Annotated in this window: 1 protein-coding gene; it reads left to right on the top strand. The window is 56.4% G+C overall.

From position 1 onward, the window contains the following. Positions 1–5,136 precede the first annotated feature (5,136 nt). Positions 5,137–6,411, top strand: a 1,275-nt coding sequence (locus FBQ85_24965) for a PorV/PorQ family protein (protein ID MDL1878384.1), incomplete at its 3' end; no start/stop codon positions are given.

Genomic DNA, 6,411 nt, shown 5'->3' with positions numbered 1-6,411 from the left:
GGCGTTATCAACACCGGCGGCGCGGAGGTCGTTTTAAACCCGAGCCTGACACGCTTCCGGTTTAGCGGAGGCGGCAGCAGCTTCGAGGCATTTTTGGATGCCAACATGACGACGCGCCTGGCCTCGAATGATACGACGTTCTTGACGTTCCAGCAGGACACCATTCCGCAGAGCATGCCGCAGGCAACTTACACGCCGACCTTTCAGATGTTTGGCACGCATAACGGCAATGTTCTTCCGCCGACGACTCTGAGCGTCACGGCCAATGAGTTGACCGTGACCGGTGCGGGCAAAGTGCAGGTGATCAGCATGCGCGCCAGCCAGCCCACGGTGACGCAGAACATGGAGAAAGATTGGTTCATCGTGATGACGGTGAGAAACAACGGCGGATTCAACGTGCAACTGCAACATGCGGATTTGCAGTTGTTGAATGCCGGTCCGGTCACCAGTGAATACCAGATCGATTCTCCGGCAACTTTCAGCGGCTCTAGCGGCGTGCTGTTGGCGCCCAATGCCATTGATTCTCTGCAGTTTTGGATCCGGCGCACGGGCATTCGAAGAGGCCCGACCACGGTCATCGGTTCGTTGCGCGTGCTGGATTTATCCAGTGGCCAGCCGGATTCCTCGCGCAGTGACGGCAGCAGCGGCAGTTTCATCGTGCAAACGCCCGCGGCGCTGAATATCACCTCGCTGGTGGTCTCGCAAGCGACGGTGAATCGCGATCAAACACGGCTCTGGACGGTCGATATGTACGTAACCAATAGCGGGGAAAGCGAAGCGCTGGTGGATTTCACCCCAACCCAAACGCGCATCAATCTCGGTTTGGATGCCAATAATTACAATATCCAATTCCCGACCGAGCTGGAGGGTGGTGGTAACAAGATCGTGAGCGGCACACCGGCCGTGTTGCGGTTTACCATCAACAGAACCGGCTCTCTTACCGGCGTGAACAACATCACTGGCCAAATTAGTGCAACCGAGATCAATAGCGGCGACCCGCGCACGGATGACACCGCCAGCGGCGGCGCGACCTCGGTAACCGTGCAGAATCCGGCGCGCTTGCAAATTCTTTCGACCACTTTGAAGCCGGAAACCTCTGCGCCGAATCTGCCGCGGGTGAACACGAACCAGAATTTCAGCGTGGACGTGCAAGTTTACAATTCCGGTGAAGAGAACACCCAGGAGGTGAGACTCCGCCTGACCAGCAATGGCGGGGCGGTGATCAATCCCAACGAACGGCCGGTGTTGGGCGGCGTTCCCGGGCTGCAGGCGCGCACGGTGACCTTCACCATCAGCGCCAGCCCAACGGAGAATCCCAATGAGATTCTGACCTCGGCAATCGCCGCTGCAACCGGGAGCAATACTCTGGGAAGTGTTGCCGAAGAGACGCCGGTTGATAATTCCGAAGTGGTGATTGTCGAACGCCCGGCAGGTTTGTATCTGCGAGAGGTTATTGCCTCGCTGCCGGAGGTGAATGCCGAGTCGAGCGTGCCGTGGTATATTTATGCGGTTGTGCAGGACACGGGCGGGGCAACCGTGCGGCTCAACGCGCCGCAGCGCTCCGATATTGCCGTACGCATCAACGGCAATGTGCAAGGCGACTACGATATTCGGCCGCCGGTTGCACTGGCGCGCAGCGGCGATTTGTTGCTGCGGCCCGGCGCGCCGGATACGTTGATTTATACCGTTTTAAAAACCGGTGGCCTGGGCGGCAGCGCTTCGTTGGAAGTGGCGACCGTGGGAACGGATGTCAATAATAACGAAGTTCTCGGCACCAACCGGAGCGGACAAATCGAGATCGTCACGACCGCCGCGGTTTTCGTGCGCGCTACGACACCGATTGTCAACAATTTCTTCTCCAGCACCACCGTCGGTCTCGTCAACACGAATCAGAATTTTAGTGTCACAGTCGAGATTGAAAACAGTGGTTTTGAAGACGTCGAGCAAGTGGTGATCGAGTTGGCGACCGATGGCGGCTCGGTGATTCCCGCCTCGCAGCAGACGATTGACCGGCTGCCGTTACGCGAGCGTGCCACGCGGACGTTTGCCGTAACCGCGGCCGCCACGCCAACGTCAGGCACGACGAACGAAAGATTTGTCGCCCGTATATTGTCTGCAATTGCTTCAGGCAGCGGCGGACCGGCGCGCATCACTTCCGGCACGGACACCACGGCCCTGGTGCGCATTCAATTGCCGGCGAGCTTGTCGCTGAGCGCAAGCGTTGAGGAGCAAAATCTGACTACGCGCCAGATTTTCAACCTCACGGCAACCGTAACCAATCAAGCCAATGCCGCGGAGGTTGATGCGAACGGCCGCCTCACGCTGGAACTGCCGCCGGGATTCGAGATTACCGAGCCTGGCCCCGGCGAGAATCAGCTAGCGTTCACCGTCGGAGAAAATGTGACGTGGAGCGTGCGCGCGCCTGATGTGCCTCTGCCGCTCACGCCGTTGATTGTGCAGATCAGCACGACTCCGACGGATTTGAACAGCAGAACTCCGGCGCAACTGGCCAAAGGAGTTGACTCCGCTTTGGTGCAAGTTGTCCAGTCTGATTTGAGCGTACTCAAATTCTTCATCAGCGAACCGGCAGGCGCCGCCGACGATGACACGGTTTCGACCGGCCAGACCTTTACGCTAATGGCAACGTTCCAAAGCAGCCGTGATCTCAGCGATCGCAGCATTGAATTGGTGTTGCCGAGCGGCGCAGGTTATCTGCTCACCAGTGAATCGCCTTCGCCGTTGCAGATCATCGTGCCGCCGGAGGCCTTGTTCCCGGATACGCTGCGCTGGGAAATTGCGGCGCCGGGTGAACCGGCAGAAACTGCGCGTGACTTTGTCATAAACGCCAAGGGCACCACGGGATTGGGCACGACGGTTACCGACAGCGATACCCTCGCCGTGACCACAGTCAGCCGGGCGCGTCTCAATTTCACTGTCAGCTTGTTCAATAAAGACAATACGGACTTGACGAATGAGCTGTCGGTCGGACAGACATTCAAAATCCGCGCGCGCCTGGATAATATCGGTCGCGCCGGCACGATTGATTCTGCGCGTGTGGCGTTGCGCTTGGGTGAAACCGGCGTGACGACCATCGACGCGCTGGAACGCTACATTCCGGTGAATGGCATTGTGGAATGGCTGGCGCAAGCCCCCAGCACGCCAACCGCGCCCGATTTTCTTATCCTGCAAATTACCAAGCGGCCGTTCGATGAAAATATCAATGCCGAAGCAGCCTGGACCGAGAGCGCCGAAGGAGGCGTGAAATCTGTCAGAGTTCAAACCGTTTCCGGCGCCATGATTAACCAGGTTCGTATCGCCATCGTTGATCCGGTGGGCGCGATTGACGGACGGGTGAGCACGGAACAGGAATTCAAGGTTGAAGCCACTATCGACGGCAGCAAGCTCGTCGGCGTCACAGCAGAATTGTTCCCGGCGAACTTTGAAGCCATTGACAATCGTCAGGTCTTTATCAGTTCTTTGGATTCCACGGATGTGACCGTGAGTTGGCGCTTGCGCGCGCCCTTGCTCGCGGTTACCGGCCAACTGATTTACGTGCAGGTTAACGGCAAAGACCGCAACAGCGGCGAGGAAAGAGTGGGCGTTTCGCCAACGTTGGGCGTTGATGTTGTCACACGCGCCCAGCTTGCGTTGGACGGCAGAATTAGCGATCCGTTCTCCGCAGCCGTGGACGGCGAAGTCGGCCTCAATCAGATTTTCACCATAACCGCCAGCGTTGAAAACCGCGGTGTGGCGCAAGTTAATACGCCATACCGTTACGGCATCATCCTGCCAAACGGTTACTCCACCGGCGATCCTCTGGAGCAAGTTACCACTTCCAACACCGTGAACTGGCGGATCAAGGCGCGCAGCACACCTTCAACCTCGCAAGAGGTGATCGTTTTGGAGTTGCGCGATCCCTCGCCGTTGGATGAAAACTCCAATCGCCCGGCGGATGTGCGTGTGCAGCGCGTCAACGTATCCATTCAAACGGCTCCCAAGAACCTGGTGTTCAAAACGCTTTCCAGCGCCGAAGGCGGGCCTGAAGGCGGGCCGGTGGCGCGCGGACAGGCTGATGTTGTGGCCATGACCCTGCGCTTAACAAATGACGGTAAAACAACTTCCAGCAATATTCTTCTGCGCTCGCTGGCATTTCATTTGCTTGATCGGAATGCCAACGCCGTTGCACCGAATACTGCAATCAAGCGTTTGCGAGTTGTGTCACACAATAATCCTGAAAAGCAATTTGGACAACTCTCGAGCATCACCGCTGCCAATCCCATGATCGTGGCGTTCACCGTGCTCGATACCCTTGCTGGCGGTGTGCCGGACCTGGTCGATGTGCTTGTGGATATTGCAGATAACGTATCGGCTAAGAGTTTCCAACTGGCTTTTGTCAGCAGTAACGATGTCGATGCCATTGACGAGGTCGAGCCGCAGCCGCGCGTAGCCGTGAAAGCGGAAAGTGGAACCTCGGGTGAGGATTTCGATCTTTATTCGGTTGTACTTGTGCCGTTCGATGACAAATTCGAAACCTCGTTTTATAATTATCCCAACCCGTTCGTGCCGAACGGCGCCGAAAAAGCCATAACGCACTTCTCTTATTTTCTGCCGGAAGACTCTGATGTGGATTTTCGCATCTTCACCTTGATCGGAGAGTTGGTATATGCCAAATCTTACAAGGCCACAGATCCGCAAGGCAGAGCCGGCGCGCGCCGCGGCTCTTTTGGGTCCGGCTTGATCGAGTGGGATGGCAGGAACGGCAACGGCGACGTGGTGCTCAATGGCGTTTATCTGGCCGTGTTGAAAACCAAATTCGGCGTCACCACGACCAAAGTGGCAGTGGTGAAATAGAACAACGTGAATGCCTGAGATTCACGCCGCGAATCCCATAAGCTGGGCAAGCGGGAAAAGCCTCACGCGAAGCACCCGCAGGGCTTTTCTTTGCAGCAGCTTAATACCTCTGCCTCTCGGCGTGAAAGTTTTGCCTTTTGGCAACGATTGCACTTGTTTTAGAGATTAGATCTCGTGTCGAGGAAATTTTGAAGAGAGGCCGCCCGCGCCGTTTTGCAGCAGGCTCTCTTCTGGCATAAAGCAATTTTGAGTTGAACCCTGATTAAACTGCAAGCAGGTGACAAGATGATTGGACTGCAAGTCAAAGCTAACATTGCGAGCCGTGAGGGCGCCCGATTGTTTCCGCAAAGAAGCAGACGGTCAAGCTGGCTCATTTTGTTGGCCGGGCTGATGTTTTCGGCGCCGGCGTTCGCGCAAGATGGCGGCACGCAACCGCTCTTTGTGCTGGGCGTGGGCGCACGTGCCCTCGGGCTGGGCAGCGCCATGGTCGCCATTCCCACCGATGCTACGGCGTTGTATTGGAATCCCGGCGGCTTGGATTTGATTCAACGCAAAAACATTACTCTTTTCTATACCCCATTGGTCGAGGGCACGAAGTATCATTTCGTTGGATATGCCCACCCCACCCTGAATTATGGCACGTTCGGCGTCGGCTGGATGCATTGGGATACCGGTGAAATCATACAGGCCGACGAGATTGGTGAAAAACTCAGCGGCAACAACACGTGGGGCCAGGATCGCTTTGTCATTGCCGGATCGAAAACGCTGTCCTTCGGGTTAACCGCAGGCGCGAGCATCAAGATTGATCGTCAAGCCACCTCATTAGTCACCGATCCCACCACGAGTGCGGCCTTTGATCTCGGTTTGATCTACCGGCCGGAGTTGGGTGAAGGCATGCTGGAAAATTTATCCATGGGTTTGGCGATTGAAAACGTGGTCATGACCCCCTTGTCGCTCGGCGCTACGGAGGAATCGTTTCCGCGCGCCTTGCGCGCCGGCCTGGCCAAGCCGATCAGCATGGGCAGCCGCGGAGATGTGGTAAACCTGACGCTTTCGTACGAACAACGCGCGCAGGCGGAGAGCCGCATGCAATTCGGCACGGAGTACGTTTATCAAGATCAAGCCATGTTGCGGGTGGGATATAATGGCGCCGCGCTCAGTTACGGCGCCGGCGTGTTTTATCAAAACCTGCAAATTGATTATGCCATCGGCAAATATTCGAACGATGATGTCACCGATGTTTTCGGCATGCAACACCGTGTGAGCATGACCTTGCACTTTGGCCGGACCAAAGATCAAATGGAAGATTTTGCGCAGGAACGCGAGCGGGCGCGTATAGCCAATCAGATTTCCAACCAGCGCCGGTTGGAGCAGCAAACGGAATTCGACGAGTTGATGGCGAAGGGCCGCACGTATTTTCAGCAGCAGAATTATTTTCAAGCCCGTGTGAATTTCGCGCAAGCCAGTAATATTTTCCCGAACAACGAAGACGCGCTGGTCTGGAAGAGCCGGGCTGAGAAAAAGATGGAAGAAGAGGAAGCGCGCAAACAGGAAGAAATT

The sequence above is a fragment of the Cytophagia bacterium CHB2 genome, from assembly GCA_030263535.1.
In the GTDB taxonomy this organism is placed as follows: Bacteria; Zhuqueibacterota; Zhuqueibacteria; order Zhuqueibacterales; family Zhuqueibacteraceae; genus Coneutiohabitans.
This window is presented reverse-complemented; position numbering and strand designations above follow the sequence as displayed.